The sequence below is a fragment of the Gordonia jacobaea genome (assembly GCF_965344965.1).
GTDB classification, from domain to species: Bacteria; Actinomycetota; Actinomycetes; order Mycobacteriales; family Mycobacteriaceae; genus Gordonia; species Gordonia jacobaea.
Genome location: NZ_CBDRLS010000001.1, coordinates 791,610 through 817,619, shown reverse-complemented (window position 1 = coordinate 817,619; position 26,010 = coordinate 791,610). Strand labels below are relative to the sequence as shown.

At 66.0% G+C, this 26,010-nt stretch carries 24 protein-coding genes; 9 read left to right on the top strand and 15 right to left on the bottom strand.

All coding sequences use genetic code 11. From position 1 onward, the window contains the following. Positions 1 to 1,731, top strand: a complete 1,731-nt coding sequence (gene cydD / locus ACRVY7_RS03740) for a thiol reductant ABC exporter subunit CydD (protein ID WP_431816028.1) — start codon at positions 1 to 3, stop codon at positions 1,729 to 1,731. Next, positions 1,724 to 3,490: a thiol reductant ABC exporter subunit CydC gene (gene cydC, locus ACRVY7_RS03735; RefSeq protein ID WP_431816027.1), complete on the top strand. Its 1,767-nt coding sequence runs from the start codon at positions 1,724 to 1,726 to the stop codon at positions 3,488 to 3,490. Before cydD ends, cydC begins: the two co-directional genes overlap by 8 nt. A 41-nt stretch (positions 3,491 to 3,531) precedes the next feature. Here cydC and ACRVY7_RS03730 read toward each other — a convergent pair whose 3' ends face one another. Together ACRVY7_RS03730 and ACRVY7_RS03725 are read right to left on the bottom strand one after the other, a co-directional pair. Then, positions 3,532 to 3,888: a hypothetical protein gene (locus ACRVY7_RS03730; protein WP_431816026.1), complete on the bottom strand. Its 357-nt coding sequence runs from the start codon at positions 3,886 to 3,888 to the stop codon at positions 3,532 to 3,534. A gap of 47 nt (positions 3,889 to 3,935) precedes the next feature. After that, on the bottom strand, positions 3,936 to 5,156 hold the full coding sequence (locus ACRVY7_RS03725) for a DUF222 domain-containing protein (protein WP_431816025.1): 1,221 nt from the start codon (positions 5,154 to 5,156) through the stop codon (positions 3,936 to 3,938). Positions 5,157 to 5,633: 477 nt separating this feature from the next. On the opposite strand from ACRVY7_RS03725, the gene ACRVY7_RS03720 reads away from it, so the two are divergent. After that, on the top strand, positions 5,634 to 6,083 hold the full coding sequence (locus tag ACRVY7_RS03720; RefSeq protein WP_431816024.1) for a hypothetical protein: 450 nt from the start codon (positions 5,634 to 5,636) through the stop codon (positions 6,081 to 6,083). 67 nt (positions 6,084 to 6,150) lie between these two features. Here the strand turns inward: ACRVY7_RS03720 and ACRVY7_RS03715 are convergent, their stop codons facing one another. The 4 genes from ACRVY7_RS03715 to ACRVY7_RS03700 all read right to left on the bottom strand — a co-directional run bounded on the left by ACRVY7_RS03715 (position 6,151) and on the right by ACRVY7_RS03700 (position 9,602). Further along, positions 6,151 to 6,816 carry a heme-binding beta-barrel domain-containing protein gene (locus ACRVY7_RS03715; protein WP_431816023.1) on the bottom strand — a complete coding sequence of 222 codons (666 nt, stop codon included), beginning with the start codon at positions 6,814 to 6,816 and terminating at the stop codon, positions 6,151 to 6,153. 238 nt (positions 6,817 to 7,054) lie between these two features. Next, on the bottom strand, positions 7,055 to 7,429 hold the full coding sequence (locus ACRVY7_RS03710; RefSeq protein WP_431816022.1) for a hypothetical protein: 375 nt from the start codon (positions 7,427 to 7,429) through the stop codon (positions 7,055 to 7,057). Between the two features lie 74 nt (positions 7,430 to 7,503). After that, a complete protein-coding gene (locus ACRVY7_RS03705) occupies positions 7,504 to 8,598 on the bottom strand; it encodes a glycoside hydrolase family protein (RefSeq protein WP_431816021.1) in 1,095 nt (364 codons plus the stop codon). A 158-nt stretch (positions 8,599 to 8,756) separates the two neighbouring features. After that, on the bottom strand, positions 8,757 to 9,602 hold the full coding sequence (locus ACRVY7_RS03700; RefSeq protein ID WP_431816020.1) for an alpha/beta fold hydrolase: 846 nt from the start codon (positions 9,600 to 9,602) through the stop codon (positions 8,757 to 8,759). Between the two features lie 57 nt (positions 9,603 to 9,659). On the opposite strand from ACRVY7_RS03700, the gene ACRVY7_RS03695 reads away from it, so the two are divergent. Next, positions 9,660 to 10,049 (top strand): helix-turn-helix domain-containing protein, encoded by a 390-nt coding sequence (locus ACRVY7_RS03695; protein ID WP_431816019.1) that lies wholly within the window; start codon positions 9,660 to 9,662, stop codon positions 10,047 to 10,049. Positions 10,050 to 10,186: 137 nt separating this feature from the next. On the opposite strand, the gene ACRVY7_RS03690 is transcribed toward ACRVY7_RS03695, so the two are convergent. From ACRVY7_RS03690 to ACRVY7_RS03680, 3 genes are all read right to left on the bottom strand, one after another. Next, positions 10,187 to 10,492 carry a DUF1416 domain-containing protein gene (locus tag ACRVY7_RS03690; protein WP_005204217.1) on the bottom strand — a complete coding sequence of 102 codons (306 nt, stop codon included), beginning with the start codon at positions 10,490 to 10,492 and terminating at the stop codon, positions 10,187 to 10,189. Positions 10,493 to 10,494: 2 nt separating this feature from the next. Then, a complete protein-coding gene (locus tag ACRVY7_RS03685; RefSeq protein WP_005204219.1) occupies positions 10,495 to 11,334 on the bottom strand; it encodes a sulfurtransferase in 840 nt (279 codons plus the stop codon). 387 nt (positions 11,335 to 11,721) lie between these two features. Beyond that, complete coding sequence (locus ACRVY7_RS03680; RefSeq protein WP_431816018.1) at positions 11,722 to 12,693, bottom strand: LmeA family phospholipid-binding protein; 972 nt, start codon at positions 12,691 to 12,693, stop codon at positions 11,722 to 11,724. Between the two features lie 156 nt (positions 12,694 to 12,849). Here ACRVY7_RS03680 and ACRVY7_RS03675 point away from each other — a divergent pair, with 156 nt between their 5' ends. The 4 genes from ACRVY7_RS03675 to ACRVY7_RS03660 all read left to right on the top strand — a co-directional run bounded on the left by ACRVY7_RS03675 (position 12,850) and on the right by ACRVY7_RS03660 (position 16,767). Further along, positions 12,850 to 13,755: a winged helix-turn-helix transcriptional regulator gene (locus tag ACRVY7_RS03675; RefSeq protein ID WP_431816017.1), complete on the top strand. Its 906-nt coding sequence runs from the start codon at positions 12,850 to 12,852 to the stop codon at positions 13,753 to 13,755. Beyond that, a complete protein-coding gene (mshD, locus tag ACRVY7_RS03670) occupies positions 13,739 to 14,677 on the top strand; it encodes a mycothiol synthase (RefSeq protein ID WP_431816016.1) in 939 nt (312 codons plus the stop codon). The genes ACRVY7_RS03675 and mshD overlap by 17 nt, the downstream gene beginning before the upstream one ends. Further along, on the top strand, positions 14,643 to 15,656 hold the full coding sequence (locus ACRVY7_RS03665) for an endonuclease/exonuclease/phosphatase family protein (protein WP_431816015.1): 1,014 nt from the start codon (positions 14,643 to 14,645) through the stop codon (positions 15,654 to 15,656). The genes mshD and ACRVY7_RS03665 overlap by 35 nt, the downstream gene beginning before the upstream one ends. Before the next feature lie 124 nt (positions 15,657 to 15,780). Then, positions 15,781 to 16,767, top strand: a complete 987-nt coding sequence (locus ACRVY7_RS03660) for a glycosyltransferase family 2 protein (protein WP_431816390.1) — start codon at positions 15,781 to 15,783, stop codon at positions 16,765 to 16,767. 4 nt (positions 16,768 to 16,771) lie between these two features. Here ACRVY7_RS03660 and ACRVY7_RS03655 read toward each other — a convergent pair whose 3' ends face one another. From ACRVY7_RS03655 to ACRVY7_RS03635, 5 genes are read right to left on the bottom strand one after another with little or no spacing between them, the layout of a single operon-like run. Continuing rightward, on the bottom strand, positions 16,772 to 19,330 hold the full coding sequence (locus tag ACRVY7_RS03655) for an AMP-binding protein (RefSeq protein ID WP_431816014.1): 2,559 nt from the start codon (positions 19,328 to 19,330) through the stop codon (positions 16,772 to 16,774). Beyond that, the gene (locus ACRVY7_RS03650) at positions 19,327 to 20,643 is read right to left on the bottom strand and encodes a lipopolysaccharide biosynthesis protein (protein WP_431816013.1); all 1,317 of its coding nucleotides are present in this window, start codon (positions 20,641 to 20,643) and stop codon (positions 19,327 to 19,329) included. The genes ACRVY7_RS03655 and ACRVY7_RS03650 overlap by 4 nt, the downstream gene beginning before the upstream one ends. Continuing rightward, on the bottom strand, positions 20,640 to 21,791 hold the full coding sequence (locus ACRVY7_RS03645; RefSeq protein ID WP_431816012.1) for an LLM class flavin-dependent oxidoreductase: 1,152 nt from the start codon (positions 21,789 to 21,791) through the stop codon (positions 20,640 to 20,642). The genes ACRVY7_RS03650 and ACRVY7_RS03645 overlap by 4 nt, the downstream gene beginning before the upstream one ends. Then, a complete protein-coding gene (locus ACRVY7_RS03640) occupies positions 21,788 to 22,981 on the bottom strand; it encodes a 3-dehydroquinate synthase II family protein (RefSeq protein ID WP_431816011.1) in 1,194 nt (397 codons plus the stop codon). The genes ACRVY7_RS03645 and ACRVY7_RS03640 overlap by 4 nt, the downstream gene beginning before the upstream one ends. 43 nt (positions 22,982 to 23,024) lie before the next feature. Beyond that, positions 23,025 to 23,843, bottom strand: coding sequence for a 2-amino-3,7-dideoxy-D-threo-hept-6-ulosonate synthase (locus ACRVY7_RS03635; protein ID WP_431816389.1), 819 nt, complete (start codon positions 23,841 to 23,843; stop codon positions 23,025 to 23,027). A gap of 90 nt (positions 23,844 to 23,933) precedes the next feature. On the opposite strand from ACRVY7_RS03635, the gene ACRVY7_RS03630 reads away from it, so the two are divergent. Continuing rightward, positions 23,934 to 24,743 (top strand): arylamine N-acetyltransferase family protein, encoded by an 810-nt coding sequence (locus ACRVY7_RS03630; RefSeq protein ID WP_431816010.1) that lies wholly within the window; start codon positions 23,934 to 23,936, stop codon positions 24,741 to 24,743. On the opposite strand, the gene ACRVY7_RS03625 is transcribed toward ACRVY7_RS03630, so the two are convergent. Further along, the gene (locus ACRVY7_RS03625; RefSeq protein WP_431816009.1) at positions 24,701 to 25,915 is read right to left on the bottom strand and encodes a 4-hydroxybenzoate 3-monooxygenase; all 1,215 of its coding nucleotides are present in this window, start codon (positions 25,913 to 25,915) and stop codon (positions 24,701 to 24,703) included. The genes ACRVY7_RS03630 and ACRVY7_RS03625 overlap by 43 nt on opposite strands. Positions 25,916 to 26,010 lie beyond the last annotated feature (95 nt).

Genomic DNA, 26,010 nt, shown 5'->3' with positions numbered 1-26,010 from the left:
GTGGGCGCCCCGGCAGACAGCCGGGGTGGCCCAGCGGCCTCGGGCGCAAAGCGTCGTGGGGGTCCACCTCTCGATCCTCGCCTGCTCAAATACTCGCCGTCGACGCGCCGCTACGTTGCGGTGACGGCGATCTCGGCGTCGATCACCACTGTCGCGATGCTCGTCGCCGCGGCGATGACGGCGTCGATCCTGTCGGAGATCATCGTCGACCCGACGCGCAGGTCGATCTCGGCGCAATCGACGCATCTGTGGATCCTGGCCTGCGCGTTGGCGGTTCGCGTGATCATGTCGTACGCGCATGACCGGTATGCGCACCGCGCGTCGGCGTCGACCATTGCCGAGCTGCGTGCGCGTGCACTGCGTGTGTTGACCGATCCCGACCGCACCCCGACGCGAGAGTTGGTGCGGCGCAGGGAGCATGCGACGACGGTCTTGCTGCGCGGCCTCGATGCGCTGGGGCCGTACCTGTCGGGCTACGTCCCGGCATTGATTGTGACCGTGCTGGTGACTCCGACCGTCGTGGTCGTGATCGCACTCGCCGATTGGCCGTCGGCGTTGATCATCATCATCACGCTGCCGCTCATTCCGTTGTTCATGATCCTCATCGGACTGATGACGCGGGATCGAACCGAGCGCAAGCTCAAGACGATGAGCACGTTGAATTCGCAAGTGCTCGACCTGATCGCGGGTCTGCCCACGTTGCGTGCGCTCAATCGTGCGCAGGCGCCCGCGGCGCGGGTTGCCGAGTTGGGGCGAGAACACAAGCGCAGCACCATGTCCGGGCTGCGGGTGGCGTTTCTCTCCGGTGGTGTGCTCGAGTTCTTGGCGACGCTGTGTGTCGCTCTGGTCGCGGTTGGCATCGGACTGCGGCTGGTGTTCGGCGATATGAGCCTCTACGCCGGTGTCTTCGCGCTCATCCTCGCGCCCGAGGCGTATCTGCCGCTACGCCAAGTGGGTGCGCAGTTCCACAACTCGGCCGACGGGGTCGCCGCGGCGGACGAAGTGCTCGAGCTGATCGATTCCGGCGATGTCACGGCACCGTCGACATCTCGCCGAACGCGCACGTGCACCGTTGCGGGAGAACCGATCCGGCTTCTCGACGTCGGCGTCCACGGGCGTGATGGCTGGGCGCCCTACGGTCTGACCACCACCGTGGAACCCGGACAGTTCACGCTGTTCACCGGTCCTAACGGTGCGGGTAAGTCGACCGCCGTCGCGACGATGCTCGGCCTGATCGCACCCGACGACGGGTCGGTGCTTGTCGGTTCGATCCCGGTCGCAGAACTCGAACCGACCGCGTACCACGAGCAGGTCATCTGGCTGCCCCAGCAGCCGGTCATCGTGCCGGGCACGGTCGCCGAGAATCTCGCGCTGTTCGGGCAGGTGCCGCCCGAATCATTCGAGACGGCCGCCGCGGCAACAGGATTCGACGTCGTCGTGGACTCCTTGCCGAATGGGCTCGACACCGAACTCGGGGCGGGCGGTGTCGGTTTGTCGGCCGGCCAGCGTCAACGGCTGGCGTTGACACGTGGATTGGCGTCGCCGGCGCCGCTGCTGTTGCTCGACGAACCGACAGCACACCTCGACGCGGCGTCGGAGGCATCGGTGCTCGGTGCGCTCGCTCGTCGCGCGTGGGCGGGCGACACCGTGGTCGTGGTCGCGCATCGTCCGGTTGCTCGTGCCTATGCCGACAGCATCGTCGAGTTTCCGGAGGTGATCGGCGTTGGCTGACAACAGGGCCGGGTGGCGCAGCGATCCGCTTGTCCGTGCGCTGGGTTTCCTGGATCTGAAGTGGAAGCCGGTTGCGCGGTCGCTATTGCTCGGAGTCGCTGGTGCGCTGTCGGCGTTGGGCTTGGCCGCGCTGTCTGCGTGGCTGATCACGCGTGCCTGGCAGATGCCGCCTGTGTTGTTTCTGTCGGTCGCGATCACCGCGGTACGCGCACTGGGTATTTCGCGTGGTCTGTTCCGCTACCTGGAGCGGCTGGCGACGCACGATCTGGCGCTCGGCGGCATGGCGACGGCGCGGGAACGTCTCTACCTCGCGCTGGCCACCGGCTCGCCCGCGTACTCGGTCACGTTGCGGCGTGGTGATCTGCTCACCCGAACCGGCGACGACATCGACGAACTCGGTAACGCACTGATCCGTGGACTGATCCCGATCGGCGTCGGATTCACCACGTCGCTCGCCGCGATCATCATCATGGCGTTCGTATCCGGTTGGGCCGCAGTCGTGTTGGCGGTGGCGCTCATCGTCAGCGGTGTCGTGGCGCCGTGGCTCGCAGCGCGTGGGTCGGCGCGGGCCATCGCCGACAGTGCCGCCGCGACTACACGGGCTGCCGATACCGCGTCCACCGCGCTCTGGCATGCGCCGGAACTCATCGTCGGGCGGCGTCGTGACGCGGTGTTGGCCGACGCCCGTGCCGCGGACGAGGATGCCATCGCCGCTGCTGATCGTGGTGTGCGCGTGCAATCACTCGCCGCAGCGGCCACGCCGCTCGCGCTGGGGGCGTCGCTGCTGGCCGCCTGCCTGATCGGAATCCACCTGGCGTCGTCGACGTCGGGTTCCCTCGCCGACGTCGCGAGCGGCCACGGACTGACCCCGATGATCCTCGGCGTGCTGATCCTGTTGCCGCTCTCGGCATTCGAATCGACCGCACCGCTGACCGAGGCGGGCATCCAATTGGAGCGCAGCCGCCAGAGCGCGGCGCGCGTGATGGCGCTGGTCGACGGCGCCTGTGCTGAAGGTGTTCAGGTCGGAGCTTCTACGGATGGCGCCGACGACATCGACGTGCCGGTACACGCCGGGCCGGTGACGATGCAGCTCGATCAGCTGAGGTGGGGGTGGCCCGCCACAACCGACGCCACACCGCCGACGCTCGGCCCTGAACAGGGCATCTCCCAGGTGCTGCCGCCGGGATCGCGACTTGCCGTCGTCGGCCCGAGCGGCATCGGGAAGTCGACGCTCCTGCTGACCATCGCCGGTCTGCTCGAGCCGCGTGCCGGTTCGGTGAGTGCCACCGATCAGGACGGTACTCCTGTCGCATTGCGCTCGGCTGCATGCTATTTCGCCGAGGAGGCGCACATCTTCTCGACGACGCTCGGTGAGAACCTGCGCGTGGCCCGCGGCGACGTGACCGACGACGAGATGCGCGCGGCGCTGGGCGCCGTCGGTCTCGGCGAGTGGGTGGCAGGTCTGCCCGACGGCCTCGACACGGTGCTGACCGGTGGGGCGGAGGCGATCAGCGGTGGGCAGCGTCGTCGACTATTGCTTGCCCGCGCACTGCTGCACCGGGCACCGGTGGTGCTGCTCGACGAGCCGACCGAACACCTCGACGCCGCGGACGCCGAGCAGTTGCTCGCCCGCCTGCTGACGCCGGTCGGTGGCATGTTCGGACCCGAGCGGACCGTGGTGGTTGTGACGCATCAGCCACCGCGTGCGGAGTCTGCTGACTTCGTGCGCATCGAATGGGAACCGGTGAGTTCCCAGTAGGTGGCGATTGCTCAGTAGGCGATTGCTCAGTAGGCGATTGCTCAGTAGGGCGGCGGGTTCTCGTCGTTCCAGCGCTTTTCGGCACGTTCGAGTCGACGACGCTTGGCGTCGTGTGCGGCGTTGATTCGGCGATTGGCTGGGTGATCGGGTGGTTTCTGCCTGTGCAGCCCTCGGAAGAGGTTGAAGCCCGTGAACGCATTGCCGACGAAGGTGTGCCCGGTGGGGGAGACGAACAGAGTCGTCCCCATCACGGTCTGCAGGTCGCGCCAGTTGCCGAAGGTCTTGATCCTGTGGTGAAACCTGCACAGCGGCTTGAGGTTTGACGCCAGCGTGGCGCCTCCAGCCTGCGGATTGCTGCGGTTGAAAGCCTCGCCGTGGTCGACGTCGGCGCGCCACACCGGGTTGCTGCATCCGGGGAACGTGCAGCACAGCTCGCCCGAGCGGATCAGCGCGTCGAGCTTCTTGCTCGGCGTGTACCGCAGTGCCGATGAGGCGGCACGCTCGTTGATCGTCGCGGGATCGAGGAAGTCGATCTCGGCATCCGTGAGTAGTTTTCGAATCGTCTCCGCATCGCAACGCCGTGTCCGTCGATGAATCCCGGTTTGTCGTCGTGGCCATCGATGGTGGACTCGTTGACGACGACGTGGATGACCGCTCTCGGCGACGGCGGAATCATCTGTGCCGGTGCGGCGGCTTGGTCGGGCAGGTCGTCGGTTGGTTCGCTTGCCGCCTCCGAGAGGTCGTCAGACAGCGCGCAGGCCTCGCACCTACAGGTGAGGTGGCTCTCGCCGTGCGCGAAGGCGGTCAGGGCGTCGGCTCGACGTTGTGCGTGAGTGCGCGGGTCGGCGTCGTGGACGGCGTCGGCCATCGTGTTGAGCCGGGCGTCGATCATGACACCGGACTCGATGGGAAGCGTCCCGCTGATACGGGACTGTCCTGGCTGGTGCCGGTCGGGCCGTACCTGCACGTCGCGGTCATGCTCGACGAGCTCGCGCTGCCGTTTGACCGCGGGAGGGTCGAGTTGTGCGACGACGCTGTCGACGAGTGCCTTGAGGCGAGTCGTCGACATTTTGTTGCGCGCCAGCAGTGCCGAGGCGATTCGGGCGTCGACGTCGGCGATGGTGTCGGGTCCGCACAGGGCGGTGCGCGAAAGGACGATGAGGAATTGGGACAGGTCGAGACGTCCGCACGCCAGTACCGAGCCGGTGAGCGGTAGGCGATAGCGGACGGCATGCCCTGCGGTAATCAGCTCACGCGCCCTGGCGGGCGAGACCGAGAGGACCGCGCCGACGTCGGCGATGGTGCGCTCGAGTCCGTCCGGGCCGAACCGGGCGCGCGGATTACCGCCGGATCTGGCCAGCGTCGCCAGCGCGTGCAGATCTTCCGGGGAATCGGCGGGGCCGGGGTGCGCTTCGCCGATCTCTGAGCCGTAGTCTTCCTCGTGCTCTTCGTGAATCAGGCTGATAGCCTGCAGCATTCGATAATCGGCGCTGGCGCGAACAGACGCGCAATGCGCGATGATCTCGACCAGGTCGGTCTTCGACAGTTCTTCGTCCTCGCACATCTGCTCGACGATCGGCGGCATCGTCGGCGCGCCAAAGCGCTCGGGATCCGACGACGCGCCGGGCGCGCCCGCGCCGGCGTCGAGAGTGGTTTCCAAGGACATGAACCAAACATACATTCGAGGTCTGACAAAAATTCTGAACGCAGATCCGACCTCGGCATACGCAGCGAAAAATGCGTTGCGGGCATGTTGTTGCGGGCGTACTTTCGGTCGTACACGAGAAAGGAGGTGGTCTGAAGTTGTATGACATACGGACACGTGAGGTGGCCATCCGCTAACGGCGGACCGCCTGTGACTTAAGCAGTTCGCCCGTTGGCGAATACCAGATGGTCACCCGACCCCCGCATCCGGCGTCCGGCCGATGTGCCCGTCTCTGACGGGTGATGCGGGGGTCGTTCCATGTCTTGGGCTGTTCCGTGTCTGGGTTCTTTCGCGGCCTGAGGTAGTGCGGCAGCCTCGGCCTGTCGGGCAATTCCGACAACGAGTAGTGCATTACGCATGCGGCCGCCGAGTCCGGGGAGTGAACTTCGTGTCAGTAGCACACTCGTTACCCGTGATTTGTGACAGACAGTGAGGTCGATGATGAGAACAACCAGCGCGGTCAGATCTCTCCACGCGCGCATGCACGAGTCGTCGAATCGCACTGCCGCGGTGCGCAGCCGCTATCTCACCACCGAGGATCCGGAATGGACCAACGACGGGCCGACCAACTGGATCATCGGGACGGTCGAGAACCTCGGCTACAGCCGACTTGGTATCGCAGGTGCCGCATCGGGCCACCTTGTCTTGCACAATGACGGCCTCGCCGACCTGGCGATCCTCTCCGCCCCCGGCGTCTGCGGGACCGCCGATGCGCTGTTCACCTACCTGCCGCGCGGCGCGTCGCGCATCCTGCCCGACACCGAGTTCCACATCCTGCAGGGTGAGCGTCGAGGTGGGCGCCCGGTGCTGGTGGGAGAGATCATCGACGACGGCCCGCTCGCGCTCCAGTTCTTCTTCGACGGCCCGCCGCCGCAATTGCGTGGGTGATCAGGCAGCGAATTCGACAATCAGGCAGCGTCACGCGACCGAGGCGAATGCGTGCGGCGTGCGCTGACTATCCGACGAAACGACGCAGCTTCGCGGACAGGCGCGGCGTGAGGTCGCCGTCGGAGTCGACGCGCTCTTCGACGTAGGCGAGGTCGCCGTCGGGAACGATGCCGTAGAGGCGCTTGGCGTTGCCGGCGGGGGCGCTGGTCTCCGAGCGCACGACGGCGTCGGTGGTGAGATTCCACGACGTCTGGTTCAGCGGCCGACCGTAGAACAGCTCGACCCAGCCCTCGGCGTGGGCGAGGAGCAGTTCGATGGAGTCGTCCTCGGTGATACGCCAGTAGCCGGTCTCACGCTGGTCGGGACGAAGGAAGTTGGCGTCCTCGTCGATGACCCAGGAGCGCGACTCCCAGTTCAGGAAGTTCTGTCCGTCATGACTGACGACGATCTGCTGTGCGAAGTGATAGTCGGTGTGGGTGACGGGATCGTGTCCCTCGCCCTCGCCACGCCACACTCCCACGAGCGGTAGTAACGCGAGAAGTCCCTGGTGGAGGTCCGCACCGAGCCGCAGGTTGGCGGTATCGGCCTTCAGCGGCAGATCGTCCCACGCGGGTACGTTGCGTTCGCGGCTGCCTGACTCGGCAGCGCGCGAATCGGCCTGGCTGATCGCCTCGTCGCCTGATCTACGGGCGGCGCCGGCGTCGTCGGGCTGTGCGTCCTCCGGGGAGGTCACGATTCGTCTGTGACCAGTCGGTAGAGCACGTACAGCGCAAACCAGGTGATCAGGACGGCCGCGAGGACCAGCAAGATTTCGAAGAAGATGACCACGGCTAGATTCTAACTCCGATGCGCGGGCGGTAGTTCACTGAGGTCGACCACACTCGGCTGGAAATATTGGCCGCGGGCCTCGTACCTCGCGTTTGAGACCTCAGCGGCAGGCGGGGCGACACGGTCGCCGCGTTTGGCTGGGCTCACAGGTGCGGCGCAGGCACGGCGCCAGCATCACCATCGGTAGCCGAGGCCAGAATGCGCGCCAGCTCCGGATCGGCGTACACCTCCGCGGTGTGCCGCCACGCCTCGATCGTCAGCGCCGACGGCGCTGGATTGTCGAGTGAGACGCCCACTGTCAGCGAATCGGCCAACTCCGCGGCGAACTGATCGACCTCTTCATCCGAGAGCAGCTGTGCCCTTGCGAACGCCGCCACCACTGCCGCACGAAACACACCGGTCTCACCAGAGGCCACCAGCGCCCGCAGCAACGCCGCCGCGGCCGAAACCACCTCGTGTTCCTGATCAGCCCGCGCCGCGGTTATCAAGACCAGGTCCTCGGCATCACGCCGAGTCACCCGCAAAGGCCGACCACCCTCGGCGGCCAGCCATTCCGACACCGCCGCTTTGCCACGGTTCTGCAGTTCCGACCTCAGCTCCCGAACAACCCCGAAACGCTGCCGAGGTCGGGGCCGCTTGGTTCCGACGGCAGGGCGCAGCCGGGTCCGTAGACGATCCGGTAGACGGCGCACTTCGCGCCGGCGTCGTCGAGTCGGATCACTGTTCCGTGTCGCGTCCGCCCTGGGCCGCCGACAGTGTTGATGGGCGTCGGCTCCGACCACGGTCCGCTCGGCGACGGCGCGGTGGAGTAGTAGATCTTGCGTTCACCGTAGATTTTGTCGGTGTACAGGAAGTAGCGTCCGCCGACGCGCGTCATGCTCGGACCCTCCTGTACGTGTGCGGCGCAATCGACGTCGCGTCGCCACGGGCCGTTGAACGAGCCCGACCGCCACACTTCGTTGCAGGTGCCGTCGCGTTTGATGGTGAGGTACTTGGTACCGCCCTGTTGGAAGAACGAACCGTCGATCCTGTCCGCGGCACCGGGCGCGAGGTTGATGCGTGTCGCAGGCCCCGCGTTGAAGACGATGTTCTTGCCGACGGGTACGACGCGGCCACGTCCTGCCGGGTTGATGTCGAGTTGGTTGACTCGAATGACATAGGGCGACATGCGATCTGCCCCGACTTGGCCGCGGAAGTGTCCGAAATAGCCTGCGCTGAGCACGATGTAGATGCTGCCGTCAGGTGCCCGGTACCAGTCCGGTGCGACGATGTCGCTTCCGCCGGGCGCGGGCACGAGCGGGATGCCCGCGTAGGCGCCGCCGTTGAACATCTTGCCCTCGGGGCGCGACCAGTTTCGGCCGTCCTTGGACACGCCGATCATCGGCCAGAACTTGCCGTCTTTGCGGGGCCAGTTGGCGAGCATCCAGAAGTAGCCTCGGTGATAGATGATCGACGGATCGTTGAATCCGTTCTGCCCCCGGCGATATGGCGTCGAAAGGTACTTGAACGTCTTGCCGTCCGTCGAGTAGTACATGGTGTCGGTGAGGTCGTTGTCGCTGTTGAAGAACGTGCCGACGACGACGTCCTGACGTGCGAACTGTTGAAACGACGGCGCCGCGTGAGCGGGAACGGTCGTCGTGGCCGCCACCCCCAGTGCGAGTAGCGCCACCGCGATGAGTCGACGCACGATCTGTTTGCCGGAAATCGTAACCTCCCCTGCCCGAATGGAATTGAGGCAGAAGTTAGCACCGGATGTGCCGCGCAGGAGTGCCAGAAGCCGTGAAACGGCCGAGATTCGTACGTTCGAACCAATCGATGGTTGCGAGAACGAACGTGTCTGCCTGGCTACTGTGCAAGCCATGCGCGAACGGCCTCCGTCACCGCAGAAGGGTGTTCGACGGGCGTGAGGTGTCCGACGTCGTCGAGTACGACGACCTCCGGCTCATCGGGGAATCTGGACTGGAGTTCATAGGCCTGCCCGAGCGGTATCCACGGATCATCCCGACCCCAGCCGATACGAACCGGGCTGCGTGTGGCTTCCAGTCGATTTGCCACTGGGCGGGTGTCCGCTGCGCTGAGTGCTGTGATCTGCCGGTAGAACGCGGCCTCTCCGACGGGGCCGAGCCACTGGGAGGCGAGCGCCTCGACGTCTTCGTCGGGTAACGGCCGAAAGGCCGCTGCGGCAATGTATTCCTTGACCAGTGCCGCATGTAGATGTGCTGGGAGCTGCTCGAAGACAGGTGCGTTCTCGGCAACCAGCCGGAAGAAGGGCGACCCCCACGGGTCCAGGGTGACGACGTCCCAGAGGAACACGTCTGCGTACTCGACGCCGTTGAGTAGATGTGCGCGGAGTGCGACGGCGCCTCCGATGTCGTGCGCAATGACATGTGGCCGCTGCAATCCCCACAACTCGATGAGGGAACCCAGCCGCACCGCTTGCGCGGCCAAGTCGGTCGTGACTGCCGCGCTCTTCTCCGACTCGCCATAGCCGGGCATGTCCCAGAGAAAAACTCGGTAGTCGCGACTCAAGTCGGTGGCAACACTGGTCCAGACCTGAGACGACCATGGCGTGCCGTGGCACAGCACGATGTCGCCCGCCGAGGCCGTTGGGGGCTCGAGAATCCTTGTCGCGATGGAGGTTCCGTCCACGGTGATGATCGAAGCGGTTGGCAGCGGATCGTGTGTCATCATGGCGATACGCTAAAACCTCAGGTTGACCTGAGGTCAAGACGGAAGGTCGTGCGGAAAGTGAAGATCGGAGAGGCTTCCAGGCGAGTCGGCGTCGATGACCACGTGCTACGCCACTGGCACGACCTCGGTGTGGTCGTGCCCGATCGCACAGCGTCGGGCCACCGTTTGTACACGGAGGAGCACATTCGTCGCATCCGCATAGTTCAGGCCTGCCAGAGCGTCGGCATGAGTCTTGCCGAGATCCGGCTGGTGCTGCACCGCGACGAAGAAGGTCGCACGGAACTGATCGAGCAGAAGCTCCGATGGATACGTTCACAACGCGCGCAGCTGGCGGACGCGGAGAGTTTCCTCGAACACGTCATCGGTTGCAGGCATGATCTGCTCAGCCGGTGCCCCGACTGCACACGGTACGCATCGACCTATCCGCCGCACAGGCGCGGGAAGTGATTCGCCACGACGCCTGCCGCAAAAGAAACAGGCCCGGCCACCCCTGCGGGTGACCGGGCCTGCTCTGCGAATCAGCAGCCTCGAAAAGCGTTGCGCTACTTGAAGATTGCGCTCCTTTGAGACGGCGACTCTTTTGTCTACTTCGAGACGGTGATGTCCTTGTCGTGAACGCCGGGGCCCTCGGGGCTGACGGTCACGTCGCCGTTGCCGACCGACGAGAGGGCGCGCAGCGTCCAGGTGCCGGGGGCGGCGAAGAAGCGGAAATCGCCGGTGGGGCTTGCGACGACCTCGGCGGTGAACTCACCGGTCGAGTCGAGCAGTCGCACGAACGCTCCCGCAACCGGGTTACCGGATGCGTCGGTGACCTGTCCGGTCAGGACGGTCTCCTTCTCGACGTCGACGCCCGCGGGCAACTTCTGTCCCTGCTTGGGTGCAGCACACATACTTACTTTCCTTCTCCCAGTTCAACCGGAACGCCGACCAGCGAACCGTATTCGGTCCAGCTGCCGTCGTAGTTCTTCACATTCGTCTGTCCGAGCAGCTCCTGCAGCACGAACCAGGTGTGGCTCGAGCGCTCACCGATACGGCAGTACGCGATGGTCTCCTTCGAGCCGTCGAGGCCCGCTTCCTTGTACAGCTCGGCGAGGTCGTCGTCGGACTTGAAGGTGCCGTCTTCGTTGGCAGCCTTGCTCCACGGCACGTTGATGGCGCCGGGGATGTGGCCGGGACGCTGGCTCTGCTCCTGCGGAAGGTGCGCGGGAGCCAGGATCTTGCCGGAGAACTCGTCAGGGCTACGCACGTCGACGAGGTTCTTCACGCCGATGGCGTCGACGACCTCGTCGCGGAAGGCGCGGATCGAGTTGTCGGGATCGGCAGCCTTGTACTCGGTCGCGGGACGCGAGACGGCGTCGGTCGACAGCGGGCGGCCGTCGAGCTCCCACTTCTTGCGTCCACCGTCGAGCAGCTTGACGTCCTGGTGGCCGTACAGCTTGAAGTACCAGTACGCGTAGGCGGCGAACCAGTTGTTGTTGCCGCCGTAGAGGACGACGGTGTCGTCGTTGGAGATGCCGCGCTCGCTGAGCAGCGCGGAGAACTGCTCGCGGTCGACGAAGTCGCGACGGACCGGATCCTGCAGATCGGTCTTCCAGTCGAGCTTGACGGCGCCTTCGATGTGGCCGCCGTCGTAAGCGCTGGTGTCCTCGTCGACCTCGACGAAGACGACCTTGTCGTTGTTCAGGTTCTGCTCAGCCCAATCAGCGCTGACCAGGACGTCGGAACGTGCCATGTCTGGTTCCTTCCAGAGGTGGGATTTCTCGGTGAGTGTGTCCGGTCACCGGAGTGATGAGAATGGGCCGGACGTCGGTCGAATGACGGTCGAACGATGACGGCGGCATCTGACGAGATGCGGACTTGCGATGTCACGAGCGCGCACACTGCACACACCGGCCGTCACCTGTGGTGAGCGTGCTGAGGTGGCGCGATCACCGGACTAGAGACAGCAACAGTCGGCGACGCGACAAAAGTCGATCGCCCGCCGACGGGTGAGCAGAAGCTCACGGCGCAGTTGCATGCCAACGAGGGTACAACAGGCACCCCGTGGCACTTCAATAGCGGCCCCCATGATTTCGACTGCATCGCCGGGTTGCGATCGCTTGCTGAATGCCGACGGTTGTCAGAAGTCTCTCGGGCGAAGATCGCGCGGACCGGTGTCGGCGACGAGGAGTACGTCGCTTCCCTCGCTGTGTGCACCCGTGGCAGTGATGCCCCACGGTAGGGGGAGGGGTGGCAGCGTCGTCGAAAATCGTTGCAGCACTTGGGCGCGCAGTGCCGCGTTGTCGGGGCCGTCGAGTTCTGGGGCGCTCTCGTGTTCTTCCGGGCCGTCGTAGAAGTCGGTGGCCTCCAGGTGTAGCCGACCGTCGCGGATCGAGAGGTCGACGCTGACGCTCACCTTTGCTTTGCGACCCCCATACTCCGACGCCGACGGGGTGTCAGCGGGGACGGGCGTGGTCTCGCCGCCCGCGGAGGGCAGGGGACTATCTGATGGGGGCAGTGCGACGGTTCCGGTCAGCAGCACCCCGGATGATCGGTGCAGCAGGCCGTCCTGCGGGCCACCGCCGCCGGCCTTGCCCTCGGGGGCGGGGGTGTTCACCGTGAGGTCGAGGATGCCAAGGAATCGGCCGAGGTTCACCGAGTCGAGCCGCGTATACGCGTCGACCGACTCGGTGTGCATCGTGTCCGACGGCCCGATGCTCCACCCATCGGGCACAGACAGCGTCCCGAGACGGGCGCCGAGTTCTGCGGTACATCCGCGTCGGATCTGGCAACCGGCCACCGCGACGCCGCGCGCGGTGATGGTCGCACCGGAGAACTCGCCGCGTGACGCGTGTGTCACATAGGGGAATCCGCTGAGCGTGACCTCGGGATCGAAGGTGATCCGAGGCGAGGCCTGCAATGATCGCGACAGGCGGTACTCGCCGCGCGCGGCAGCGCCGAGATCGGCGAGAAACGCCCCGACCAGCACTACGACGACGACACAGACGCCGACGATGAGTGCGCGACGGGCGCGGAATGTGCCGCGCTCGTGGCTGCCCGACGCAGTTGCGCCACCCCCGTCGGCTGCCTTGTTAACAGCAGAACCCGACATTGGCGCTATTCTGTCATCTATCGCGCACACGGTGGTAAGCCGACGTAAACAATGAGGTTCGTTCGTGTGTGATGCTGACGTCCCGGCGAACTTCTGCCCGGCGGTCGCAGTAGTAGTGGTGGAGTTCAGGGCGGGAAGACGAGATCGGAGTATCACGTGGATCTCTTGTTATTGACAGCCGATCCGAATCCGGAGGCGGTGCTGCCATCCCTGTCGCTGCTCGCGCACACGGTCCGTGTGGCACCCACCGAGGTGTCGTCGCTGATGGAGGCCAGTAACGCCGACATCGCCATCGTCGACGCGAGAACAGACCTCGCCGCGGCACGCGGATTGTGCAGACTCCTCGGCAGCACCGGCTCAGCCGTGCCGGTGGCTGCGGTGCTGACCGAAGGCGGGCTCGTCGCGGTCAACGCCGACTGGGGCCTCGACGAATTCCTCCTCCCGGCGACCGGACCAGCCGAACTCGACGCGCGGCTTCGGCTTCTGGTCGTTCGTACCCGTGGGGTGGGCACGGAAGAAGCGTCCGGCAAGGTCACGCTGGGTGAACTCGTGATCGACGAGGGCACGTACACCGCTCGACTGCGTGGGCGCCCGCTCGACCTCACCTACAAGGAGTTCGAGCTCCTCAAGTACCTCGCGCAAAACGCGGGCAGGGTGTTCACCCGCGCACAACTACTGCAAGAGGTGTGGGGTTACGACTTCTTCGGCGGCACCCGAACCGTCGACGTCCACGTCCGACGCCTGCGCGCCAAACTCGGCAGCGAGCACGAGTCGCTCATCGGGACCGTGCGCAACGTCGGATATAAAGCAGTACGTCCGACGCGCGGTCGCGGCGCGGGCTCCGGAGCGGCAAGCGACTACCCGGTCGACGATGACATTGCCGACGATGACATTGCCGACGATGACGTTGCTGATGGCGATCTGTCCGACGGTGATATTGCTGAGGATGCAGATCTCGATGACGACCTCGACGGTGGAGACGTGAATGAGGACGCCAGGTCTGCGGGCGACTCCTTCGACGCCTCGGGATTCGGTGAGGAGTTCAGTGCCAGCGGAAGCTGACGCGATCGGAGACACCCCGATCGTCACCGAGCGACTCGACGCCGCCGGTGTCGCGCACGCACGCCGACTGGTGGCTGACGCGACCAGCGCCGACGATGTCGCCCCGCTGTCCGAGCAGGCCGTCCTGTCCATCGACGACGCCGCCGGATCTCACGTGGAGTCGGGCGTGCGTCACGTCGTCTCGACGGCCGGCTACGCCAACATCACCCCCGGACGCGAAGGGGAGCCCTCGATGATCGAGGGGGTTGTCGACCCGGCCCTGCGACGCCGTCGGCACGGCAAGGCCCTGTTCGACAAAGCATTCGACGCCGCGCGCGCTGTCTCGAATCCCGACGGTCCGACGCCGCGGGCGTGGGCGCACGGCGATCTGCCCGGCGCGCAGGCGCTCGCGGTGAGCATGGGTCTGCACAAGCAGCGGGAGCTGCTGCAACTACGCCGCGACGTCGCAGCCGACGGGTCTGATCTGCCACCGCTGGTCGTCGACCCGTCGATCGAGCTGCGCACCTACGCAGGCCCCGCCGACGACGCGGAGATTCTCAGGGTCAACAACGCCGCGTTCGCGTGGCATCCCGAGCAGGGCGGATGGTCGCCGGAGCAGATCACCGAACGCACATCGTCCGAGTGGTTCGACCCGGCCGGACTGTTCCTCGCCTACGACGTCGACGACCCGACGACGCTGCTCGGCTTCCACTGGACAAAGCTTCAGGACGCCGATCTCGGCGAGGTCTATATCGTCGGGGTCGACCCGGCCGCTCAGGGCCGTGGCCTCGGCCGCATGCTCACGCTGGCCGGGCTTCACTACTTTGCCGACCGTCGGATCGGGACAGTGATGCTCTACGTCGAAGGCGACAACACCGCAGCCCTACACACCTACGAGAGGCTCGGGTTTGCCCGATACGCCGTCGACGTCGCGTACGGCTGAGTCGAGCAGGACCGGGTCGAGTCGGGCTGGGTCGAGTCGCCTGCGCCGAGCGCTGACGATCATCGGTTGCCTGCTGGCCGCGGCCGGTCTTCTCGGAGTCGTCGCGCATGCTGTGCCATTCGTCAGCAACACCTGGGCACGATTGGCCGCGGGCACCCCGATCCTGATCGTGATCGGGATCGTCGGTCTGGTGGTGTTGCTCGCGTCGCGGGCATGGATGTGTGCTGTCGTCGCCGGAGTGATCGTCGCCATCGGGATCGGCACGCAGGTACCGCTTTTCATCGGAACCCACGAGGCGCGCGCGGCGTCGGACATCACCGTCATGCAGGCGAACATCTATCTCGGACAGGCCGACGCCCCGTCGGTGGTGCGGGAGATACGCGACAATCGCGTCGACATCGCCACCGTCGTCGAACTCACCGACGACGCGATCGGCAAGCTCGACGCCGCCGGTATCGCCAGTGCGCTGCCGTATCGGTTCGTGGTTCCGAGGCGGGGTGGGGGCGGGGCCGGCATCTACTCGCGCTACCCGTTGACCGACGAGTTCCGCATCGGCAAGATGGCGATGGCCAATCTGCGGGCCGTCGTCGGCCTGCCGGGTGTCGGGCGTCGCGCCATATATGCACTGCATCCCATACCGCCGTGGCCGGAGCCGGCGTGGCGGTGGGCGTACGAGGTCGATCTGCTGTCCTCGACGCTGGGTGAGGAGCGACTCCCGCTGATCCTCGGCGCCGATTTCAACTCGACCTACGATCACGCACGCTTTCGGCGGTTGCTCGCGCAACCGCCGGGTCTCGTCGACGCCGCTGATCACCTCGGGGCGGGGATCGTCGCAACGTATCCCGCCAACAGGCGCTTTCCGCCCGTGCTCGCTCTCGATCGGGTGATGACGCGCGGCGGTCCGATGCCGACGAGCTTTCGTCGAGTCGAATTGCCCGGCTCCGACCACACCGGTGTGATCGCCACGGTCAGGCCCTGACCTCGTCCGCGGCGGTGCCCGACAGGCGCATGGTATCGCGGTTAGGCTACCCTTACGCGGAGTGATTTTGAGGGGAGCGCATCTCGCGATGTTTCAATCCGCCACGAGCCGGACTCGACTGACGATGCAAGACGTGTCGGTGTCTGTTGTCGTGCCGGTCTATCGCAGCGCTGCCTACATCGAGGCATGTGTGCGCTCGATAATCGACCAGCACGCTCCGGTCGACGAGATCGTGCTCGTCGATGATCGCGGCGGTGACGATTCCATCGAACGGGCAGAAGCCGTGCTCGCTGATGGGGAGGTCGCGCATCGGGTCGTGCGTATGCCACACAACAGCGGTGTCGGGCCCGCACGCAACGCGGGACTTGCGGCAGCGTCGGGCAACATCATCTGGTTCTTCGACAGCGACGACATCGCCGACGCGGCGTTCACGGCGACAATGCTGGACCAACTGCTTCGTTCCGACGCCGATTTCGCGACGTGCACAACGCGATTCGTCGACGAGAGTGGGGTGCCGACGGGAGAGTTCACTCCGGTGCTTCCGACCGGCGCGCTCTCCGGCGACGAGTACGCGAGCCTACTGCTGCGCAGCAGGGCACGGTCGTATGCCAGTGGAAAGCTCTTCCGCCGTGACGTTCTCGGCGACGACCCGTGGGGTACGCGCCGCGCGTACGAGGATTTGTCGACCATCGCGCGGGTGGCGCTGGACTCGCGCGCCGTGGCGACGGTGCCAGAGGCGTTGTACCGCTATCGACTTCGCGACGATTCGGTGTCGCACCGTGTCACGGCCGACACGCGCGCGATTTTCGAGATGGGCGACGAGGTCCTCGAGATGCTCGACACCGTTCCCGACACGAGGCAATGGCGTTCGACTGCACGGTCATTCGTGTATCGAGAGGTTCTGATCCCCGCGGCGCATATGGCGATGCGCGCAGAGCACGAAGGCGGTGCGGGCCCCATGACAGACGAACTGCTGCGCATCGCGCGTGCTCGCGTATCCCGTCGGGACGTGCTCCCGCTGCTCGCGGCGGGTGAGATGCGCTCTGCCGTCTTCGCCGTCGCGATGCTGACAGCACCGCACCGCTACGCGAATGCGTTGCGGCACAGGTGATGCGTCAGGGCAGCGCGTGGAGGAAGTGCCCCACCACCTCGGTGATGTGTGGCTCGCGCACGATCGACATGTGATCGGCCTGAATCCGGGTGATCGTGATGTCGCCCGGGGTGAGCTGATCGGTCCAGACCCGTTCGTCGTGGTGGTTGTCGGCCCCGAGCACGACGAGTACCCGGCCGTGATACGGCCCGGGGCGGTGGAACCGGCCCACACGCCAACCGACCTGCTCCATCGCACGTGCCGACTCGACGGGTGCGTCGGTGAGGAACCCGGCGCGAAGCAACTGAATTCGATTGCGCCACAGCTCTGATCGAGACAACTGGGGGCCTTCGGTGCTCTCGGTGGTCGCGGGAGTCTGCGCCGACGAGCCGACGGCGCGAGCGGTGTGCTGCGGGACGAACGTGTCGAGCGTCATCACCAACTCGACCTGCTCGCCCGCGTGGCGGAGTCGTCGGGCGACCTCGAGCGCGATCAATCCGCCCAACGAATGGCCAAGCAGCACATAGGGTCCGCTCGGTTGGAGGCGACGCAGATCGCGCAGATGTCTGCGCGCGGCCATACCGACCGTCCAGTCGGGGAAACCGCGATTCTCCAGGCCGTGGGGTTGGAATCCGTAGATCGATCCGATCCGTTCATCGCCGGCGAGGTGATCTGCCAGCGCGACGAACACCAACGCCGACGCGCCCGCGCCCGCGAAGCAGAAGACCGTCTGCCCGTCGCCGCGGCGTAGGGGAACCGTCGTCGGGGCGAGTGAATCGCCCTTCCCGGCAACGGAATCCGGTCGCAGGCGTGCATCCAGCGTGTGTGCCATCGCCGCGACCGTCGGTGCCGACGCGGCGTCGGCCTGGGTGAGTGCAACGCCGTGGCGCCGGGTGATTCCGACCAGGATCTGTGCCACCGTCAGCGAGTCGGCACCGAGTGCGTAGATGTTCTCGTCACGTCCGATCTCGTCGAGTCCGAGGGCCTCGGACCAGATCGCTGCCACCGATATCTCGAGATCGCCGACGGGCGGGTCGATGTGTCGGGTCGGCGCGGGTAGTGCGGCCCGGTCGATCTTGCCGCGCGCAGTTCTCGGGAGGGCGGCGAGCTCGACAACGTGTGCGGGAATCATCCACTCGGGCAGTCGTTGTCGCAGTCTGGTGCGGATTTCGGCGGCCGGTGGGGTGCGGCCACCGGGCACTGGTGCGACGTACGCGAGCAGCTCGGTCCTGCCGGAATCGGGCTCTTGCCGTGCGATCACTGCGGCTTCGGCGAGGTCGCCGTCGGACATGATCGCGCGGTGCACCTCCGCGGGCTCGACGAGATAGCCCCTGATCTTCACGGCGTCGTCGACGCGGCCCGTGAGGATGAGCGTTGCGCCGTCCCACGTACCCCTGTCGCCGGTGCGGAAGCTGAGCACTCCGTCGGCGTCGCGGGAGAAGCGGCCCTCGTCGGCCGCCGGGTCGAGATATCCGAGTGCGAGGTGACGCGACGATACGACGACGCGACCGTCGTCGTCGATGGTGACCGATTTGTGTGGCGCGAGAACGCCTGCGGGAAGCGGGCCGGGAGAGACGTGCTCTCCCGCGCGGAGATCGAAGTAGGCAAGTGCCGACGTCTCCGACGATCCCACCCAGTTCGTCACCGTGGCCTCGGGAGCGTGCGACAGCGCGGCCTGCGCGACGTCGGACGTCAGTGCCTCGCCGGTGGTGATGATGCGACGCAACGACGTCCACGCCGGATGGCCGGTCGCCTCGCGTGCGCTCGTGAGCGCACGCAGCAGTGCCGGGGTGAGAAAGGTGACGTCGGCGGCGCACTCGGCGAGCTCGTCGAGTACCGCAGCTGCGGTGCGGTCACGCGGGTCGACGGCGGTGATGTCGGCCCCATTGATCAGCGAACCGATCAGGACGTTCAGTCCGGCACCGAAGCTGATCGGCAGGCACAGCGCGACCCGACGTCCCAGCGTGATCGAGAATCCGGTGCGCATCAGCTCGGAATCGCAGAGCCACATGCCATTCGGATGCAGGACGCCCTTGGGTGTGCCCGTCGAACCGGACGTGAACTGGATGCTGGTGAGGCTGTCGGGATTGTCGAGACCCGCGGTTGTTCCGGGGCCCGCGGCGGCGCCTCGGTGTGTGATCGCCGCGAGGTCGGTCACCGGAAGCTCGTGGGCGGCAGCGACGGCGCGGGCGGCGTCGAGGTGCTCGGCGTCGGCGATCATGAATTCGGCACGGCGGTCGTGCTTCTCGAGCTCGGCCAGGATCGTCGAGACCCGTTCTGCGGGCAGGTGCGGGTCGAGGGCGACGATCGGATGTCCGGAGAGAAACACCCCGAGAACGAGTGCGACCGCATCGGGCGACAATCCCACCTGCACGACAATCGGATTCGAGGCTCCACTCGCATGCGCGGTGATCGACGACGCGGCAGACGTGGCTCGGTCGACGAGTTGGCCGTACGTCAGGCTCTGACCCGCCATGCGGATGGCCGGGCGGTCGGTGAAACGTTGTGCGCCTGCGAGGATCGCGGTTCGCACCGAACGGGCCTCGGCGGTGTCACCGAGGGTTGCGTCGGTAGAAGTGGTCATCTGTCGGCTCCGGTGAACGATGCGAGAGTGGTCTTCGGATCCAGGGCTTGGCGGATCAGACGGATACCGGGCACGAGGAGGAAGAGCACGACGGCGACATCGGCCAGCAGGTAGACGTAGGCGACGCCGATGATGCCCCACCGATCGGCTGCCGCGGCGATTCCGCAGACCACGACAACACCGAAGACGACCTGTGTCGCGACAGCGAGTTTCAGTTTGCGCTGTACCCGGGCGAGGCCGCCGTAGATCACCACGAACGCCACCGTCGGCAGGGTCAGCGCCATCAGGCGGATGAGATCTGTCCCCTCGCGGGCGTACTGCGGGCCCATGATCGAGAGAATCCACGGCGCCAGTGCGATCAGCAGTAGGCAACCGACCACTGCCGCTCCACCGCACAGTGCGATGAAACGCAATGTGGTTGCGCGCAAATCGACGTCGGGCTCCGCCGAGGCCGACACGAACGGCGCGCAGGTGGCGTTGAGCAGGATGGCCGCCGTGCTGACGACGAGCCAGCAGACCGAGAAGTATGCGTTCATCTCGGTACCGAGCTGTGCGACGATGACCAGTGGAACGACGAGTGGCACAACCACTCCCACCGCTGTCATCGCGAGAGAGCCGGCGTAGAAGTGCGCGATCTCACCGCGCCCGGGAAGGGTTCCGGGGCCCGTCATCGCACGCGCGGTGGGACGCACAGCGCCCAGTCCGATCCAGCACGCGATGACCGCTGCGGGGATCACCCAGGCGGCGACGATGGCCGAACCCGATGCGAACGGGATCAGCAGGGCGACCAGAATCAGTTTGATCGTCGACTGCGTGACGTTCTTGAGCGCGACGGTACGTGAGCGCCCGAGTCCGATCAGCAACTGGTCCTGCACGGCGAAAACGCCGAGTACCGCAACGATGACGGGGTACAGCCACGGCTCTGCCGACGACGTGAACAGCGCGTCGCGGGGGCCGAGTACGACGAAGCCGAGCCCGAACAGCACGGCAGTCACGATGATGACGGAGCGGCCGATTGTGATCAGGCGGAGCGCCTTGGACCCGGCGATCGGCAGAAAGCGTTCGTACAGGCTTCCGAGACTCAGATTCGACAGGGTGGCCATCAGTGTCGCGGACGTGATGATGGCCGACGCTCTGCCGACCTCCGCCGTCGAGTATCCGCGCGCCGCGATCGTCCAGAAGACGAAACCCAGTGCGCCGGTCGCGACACTGGACGTCATCACGGCGACGATGTTGATCCCGACGCCGGTATTGTCGTCGCGGAACAGATTCAGGCGTCGAGGGGTGAGTCCCCGCTTCTGCGTGGCGGTCACCGGGCAGAAGCGGCGTCGACCAGTCGCGTGCTGCGGTCGGTTGCCAGAAGCGGGAGCAGCAGTTCTGCGGTGATCTCGGCCTCGCGGGCCAGAGGCCACCCGGACAGAATCCAGATGTCGATACCCGCGCGCTCTGCGACGGACGACATCGCCGCCGCCACATTCTCGGCGCTGCCGACGAAGTACGTACCGGTGCCCTTGCCCGCGATGTCGAACGGCGGCTCCGCGGCGGTCCAGGTGGTCAGTCCCGCAGCCATGTTCGGGGCGAACTCCAGCAGGTCCCTACCCGGAATCCGGCCCGCGCGCAGAGCGTCGATACGGGCCTGAACCTGCGGGTTCTCGCTGGTGATCTCGTCGATGCCCGGATAGCCGAAGCTGCGCAGATTGCGGTCGGCGGTGGCCAGAACGGTCTCCGGTCGAGTGTGTGCGAGCTGTTCGGAAAAGCGTTCCCACGCCTGCTCTTCGGTCTCGCGGACGATCACGCTCGCGAGTACACCGAACCGCAGCGATCGGCCCCGCTCGGCCGCGGCCGTCCGGACCCGATCGAAAAGCGTTGTGAGCGCATCGGGTTCGGACATGAACGACAGGTAGACGTCGAGGACCTCGGCCGCGTGTGCGATGCCCTCGGTCGACGCACCGGTGCCCCAGACCTGAATGCCATCAGGCTGCCGGGCGCCGGGAATCGCGGGCTTGTATCGCGGTCCGTACGAGAAGAATTCGCCCTGGAATGCCTCGGTGTCGTCGAGGTAGAGACGCTTGACCTGGGTCCAGAACTCGGCCGACATCCGATAGCGGTCGGCCTTCGACTCGAACCTGCCGTACCGGTGCAAGACCGGATCGGCGCCGTTGACCTGGTTGTAGATCAGCCGACCGCCGGAGTACTGGTCGAACACCTGGGCTTCCTCGGCCATCAGCACGGGAGGCTTGACGCCGGGGTACTCGGGGATGAGGAAACGGAGGTGTTCGGTGTCGCCGACGAGTGAAATCGCTTCGCGTGCAGTGGTCAGCGCGCCGTAGAAGCCCAGCCGGTCAAGGGTGCGCGCCTGGTGCCGGAGTGCGTCGAATGTCGGGGCGAAGCGGTGCTCGGGCTCCCACGGGACGTCGCCGTCAGTGGGATTGATGTACCACAGGACGTCGGGGCCACTCATCGTTCGTCGCAGAACTCGGTGATCGGCAATCCGACGTGGCGTGATTCGGTCGGCGCGTAGCCGAGGAGGCGGTCGCCGGGCACGAGGTCGGTCACGTTGTTCACCGAACCGCCGGGGCCGAGCAGGCGCACGTGCCAGTCGTCCTGAGCGATCACGTTGATCGCGCGGCCGTCGGGTGCCGTTGCGCTGACCGAGATCAGTGGGCGGCGCTCGATCTTGACTCTCCCAATGCGCACTTCGCGAACATCACCGTTGCTGCGCACCGCGAGGATCGGCTGCCCGGCAGCGAGTTCGCTGACGTAGCGCGTCCGGTTGTCGGGAACGAGAACGTAGGAGTGCACGGCACCGGCGTTCCACCGGAACGGACGGGTCGGCATGTAGGGCAGCGGGTGGGTCTCACTGCAGGACAGGAACATTCCGGTCGAGAACGAACCGATCAGACATCCCTCGTCCTGCGCGAGCAGCGAGCAGGTGTCGATGCATGCACGTTCTCCCATGCCGATGTGCTCGACCTTGGTGACGGTGAGCTCGGTGAGCTCGATGCGGTCGGCGGACGGGCGGATGACGTCGGCGAGCGTTGCAATGTCGTCGACGCTCTTCGGGGCGAGCAGCAGTCCGTCGGAGCCGTGTTCGAGTACGAGCTTGACGATCTCGGCGTCCTCGATGTCGTTGACGACGGTGACGGTGCGTCCGCCGGAGTTCTCCGCTGCCGCGATCACGATCTCGAGGGGGATCTTGGTGGGGTCGGTGAAGGTCAGCAGTGTCCAGGGTGCGCGGCGTACGGTCTCACAGGCGTCGCGCAGGGTGTCGGCGTCCGAAACCACGACGTGCACCGCGGTTTCCGCGCCCGGAGCGCCTTCTTCGGAATCGCCGTGAGGAACCAGCACGATGTCGGCCGAGGCATGGTCTCCCGCGAAGTCCTCACCGACGTGGCCCGGTGCGTAGATCCGACGCACGGTGGGCGGCAGGCCGTCGAGGAGATCGATGTCGGCGGAGATGATGCCGTCGATGCGCTGATGAATGGCCGCCTGCACCATGGCGTCGACGGTGCCCGCGGGCACCGTGCGAAGGTCGACCCAGGCGAAATGCTCACGGCCGGAATCGGACTGCGCTGCTGCGGTCGACGAATTGTCGCGATCGACGCCGAGGGGCGTGATGTCGTCGGTCACGATGTCAGTGGAGTTGCTCATGTGTATCTACCTCGATGGTGAAGGGGAGGGGCTGGTTTCGCGCTCAGGCCAGTGCAAGCGCGCGGGGATCGTGGTCGTGAAGGTGGGCGGCAAGTGCGCCGGCCACCTGTGACGGATCGTCGGCGTCGAAGATCTGGCGTCCGAAGCTGAGTCCTGCGACGCGCGATTGTGCGACACGGCAACCGAGTTCGATGGCTGCGTCGTCGGACGCCGCAGAAGGTCCGCCCGCTACGAGGATGGGCAGCGGACACGAGTCGACGACCTGATCCATGGCCTCTGTGGTGCCCGCGTAGTCGAGTTTGACGATGTCGGCTCCGAGGTCGGTGGCGATCGCGGCCAGGTGTGCCAGGGTCTGCGCAGACGTCGACGCGGGCGAGGTGGTCGCTCCGCGTGCGTACATCATTGCCAGCAGCGGCATTCCGAGGCGTTCGCATTCGCGGGCGACCCGACCGAGGTCGGCGAGCTGTTCGGGCTCGGTATCCGAGGAGACGTTCACATGAACGCTCACCGCGTCGGCGCCGAGCCCGAGGCACTCGTCGACGGAACCAACGAGCACCTTGCCCGTCGAGTCTTGCGCAAGACTCGTCCCGGCCGACAGGTGCACGATCAGGCCGAGTGCGGTGAAACGTCGTGGATCGATGGTTTTCGCTCTGCCCTTGTGGACGATGAGCGCATCGGCGCCCGCGTCCGCGAGCATCGCTGCGGTCGTATCGGCATGGTCTGCCCGACCGAGCGGACCGATGGTCACCGAATGGTCGATCGGCACGACCAGCGCGCGTCGCGAAGGCGACGAAAACAGACGTGCCATGCGAAGGGCTTTGCCGGACAGGGTTTCCCGTCTTTCGCCGCGGCGGTCGTGCATGCTCAAAACTCCGATCGTGATGAAAGATCACGTAGATGAGTGGTGGACCACCCCCGGTGATCAAACTGAGGGTAGCCTATCCTCTATTCTGTGACCAAGCTGAATGTGAGATTTCCGACGGACGCCTACCTGGCGCGCATCGGTTTCGGCGAGCGGGCGCCGGAGCTCGCCGACCACGACAGTGCCGCGATCGATGCCGTCGCACGTGCGCAGCATCGGGTAATACCGTTCGAGAACCTCGACATCCACCGCGGACTGGTCGTCGACGTTTCTCCTGGGGCCATCATCGACAAGCTGATCACCGAGCGTCGCGGGGGGATCTGTTACGAGCTCAACGGGGTTCTCCTGTTGGCGCTCCGTGAGCTCGGGGTGCAGGCGCAACCGATCGGTGCGCAGGTACGCACTGAGGCGGGAGTCGGACTGCCGTTGGGGCACATGGCGATCGTGGTGGGGTCGGGGTCTGTACGTCACCTCGTCGACGTGGGTTTCGGTGGCGAGATGGTCACCGCCGAGGTCGATCTCGACGACCCGCTCACCTGGGAGATCGCCAGTGACGGCGGTGGATACGTGCTCGACGGTGTGCCGCGTGAACTCGGCGAGTTCGCCGGTATGGCGCGCTGGCACAGTACTGATGCGTCGTCGCGCTTCACGGGGTCGGTGATCTGCACCCGTGACGACGGCGGGAGCCGCCACACCCTCACGTCGCGTCGCGGGGAAGCGGGATACCGTCTGGTGACCACCGACGCCGACGGAACCCGGGTGTCTGAGCCTGTGACGATGCGAGAGTCGATCCCGTTGCTGCGCAGACTGTTCGGTATCGAACTCGACGAACCCGTCGCGGCTCGCGACGACTTCACTCATGCGAAGTTCCAGGGAGTCGGGAACGGCAGTCCGAGATAGACCTCGCCGAGTGCGCGCTGCTCGTCTTCGGACGAGACCCAACGCTGTAGGCGCGCGCGCCGCAGTTCCCAGTCGAACGGATCGTCGGAGAAACGGTGTAACAGCGACGTGAGGTTCCACGAGAACGATTGCGCCTGCCAGATTCTCGGTAGCGCGCGGACGGTGTAGGCGTCGAGTTCCTCACGCTTTCCGGTGGCGTAGAACGCGCCGAGCGCGTGGGAGAGCACGCATGCATCCGAGACGGCGAGATTGAGTCCCTTTGCGCCTGTCGGCGGAACGATGTGCGCGGCGTCGCCGAGTAGGAACAACGAACCGAGTTGCATGGGTTGGGTCACCACGCTGCGCAGGGGTGCGAGGCTGCGATCGATGATCTCGCCGGTCTCCAGGGGCGGATGATCGTCGCTGGCGCTGCGTCGGGCGAGCTCGGCCCAGATCGCCTCGTCGCTCCAGTCAGAAAGGCGTGTGTCGGCGGGGACCTGGAGATACTGCCTGCTCAGGTGCGGTCCGCGCATGCTGTGAACCGACAGCCCGTCCGGGTGGGCGCAGTACATGCCCTCCTCGGTGACCGGTGTGGAGTGCGCCAGAATGCCCAGCCAGGCAAAGGGATACGTGCGTTCAAGGGTCTCGACGTATGGCGCCATCGTCGCGCGTCCGACGCCGTGGAAGCCATCGCACGCCGCGATGACGTCGGCGTCGACGTGATGTCGGACGCCATCGACGGTGAATTCGACGGACGGTGCGCTGCCCTCGAAGTCGTGCACGGAGACGTCGTCGGCGGAGAAAATGGGTTCGCGTCCGGCCGCACGGAGTCCGTCGATGAGGTCGGCGACGATCTCGGCCTGTCCGTAGACGTAGGCGTTGCGAGAAGACAGTCGATGGAAATCGAGGTGGTGTGTGGTGCGATCGAGGCGGATGTAGAACCCTTTGTGTACCAACGCCTCACGGTGGAGGCGGTCGGCAACGCCCAACTCGGTGAGAACGTCGACCGTCGAATTCTCGATGACTCCGGCACGCACCCGTGACCGAACGTGGTCCTCGGTGTGCCGTTCGAGCACCACGGCGTCGATTCCCTGGCCGGCGAGCATGTGTGCCAGCGTGAGGCCCGCGGGTCCGGCACCGATGATGGCAACCTGAGTTCGAGTCGAATGTTGCCCTGTGGCAGACGTTCTCACGATTCCCCCTCTTCCTGGCTGTGTAGTCCGTTCAGAGGATCGGGCGGCCACTGTGAGCACGGTCGCACCGACTATCTTCCTCTTCAGGTTTCGTA